Raw genomic sequence first — 1,177 nt, forward strand, 5'->3', positions numbered from 1 at the left:
AAGATTTTAGCTACAACACCAGCACCAACTGTACGGCCACCTTCGCGGATTGCGAAACGTAGACCTTCGTCCATTGCGATTGGAGCGATTAGCTCAACAGTCATTTGAACGTTGTCACCTGGCATTACCATTTCTACGCCTTCAGGTAGAGTGATATCGCCTGTTACGTCAGTTGTACGGAAGTAGAACTGTGGACGGTAACCCTTGAAGAAAGGAGTGTGACGGCCGCCTTCGTCTTTAGAAAGTACGTATACTTCAGACTCAAACTTAGTGTGTGGGTTGATTGAACCTTTAGCAGAAAGTACTTGGCCACGTTCAACGTCATCACGCTTAGTACCACGTAGAAGTGCACCAACGTTCTCACCTGCACGACCTTCGTCAAGCAGTTTACGGAACATTTCAACACCAGTACAAGTAGTAAGAGTAGTCTCTTTGATACCAACGATTTCTACTTCGTCACCTACACGTAGGATACCGCGCTCGATACGACCAGTAACTACAGTACCACGACCTTGGATTGAGAATACATCTTCAATAGGAAGTAGGAACGGTAGATCAACAGCACGCTCTGGAAGTGGAATGTAAGAATCTAGTGCTTCTGCAAGCTCAACGATCTTGTCTTCCCACTGCTTTTCGCCGTTTAGAGCGCCAAGTGCAGAACCTTGAATTACTGGTAGGTCGTCTCCTGGGTACTCGTACTCAGAAAGAAGTTCACGAACTTCCATTTCTACTAGCTCAAGTAGCTCTTCATCATCAACCATGTCACATTTGTTCATGAATACGATGATGTAAGGGATACCAACTTGACGACCAAGTAGGATGTGCTCACGAGTTTGTGGCATAGGGCCATCTGTAGCAGCAACAACTAGGATACCGCCGTCCATTTGAGCAGCACCAGTGATCATGTTTTTAACATAATCGGCGTGTCCAGGACAGTCTACGTGTGCGTAGTGACGTTCAGGAGTATCGTACTCAACGTGAGAAGTTGCGATTGTGATACCGCGCTCGCGCTCTTCTGGAGCGTTATCGATAGATGCGAAATCTTTAGCAACACCGCCGTACACTTTTGCAAGTGTAGTACAGATAGCAGCAGTTAGAGTTGTTTTACCGTGGTCAACGTGGCCGATAGTACCAACGTTTACGTGCGGTTTCGTACGTTCAAATTTTTCTTTAGACA

General features: G+C 46.4%; 1 protein-coding gene. It reads right to left on the reverse strand.

The genetic code is table 11. The features are described 5' to 3' along the window. Positions 1 to 1,177, reverse strand: a 1,177-nt coding sequence (tuf, locus tag AB4589_RS25390; RefSeq protein ID WP_017079846.1) for an elongation factor Tu, incomplete at both ends; no start/stop codon positions are given.

Source organism: Vibrio sp. 10N.222.49.A3 (assembly GCF_041475145.1).
In the GTDB taxonomy this organism is placed as follows: domain Bacteria; phylum Pseudomonadota; class Gammaproteobacteria; order Enterobacterales; family Vibrionaceae; genus Vibrio; species Vibrio tasmaniensis_A.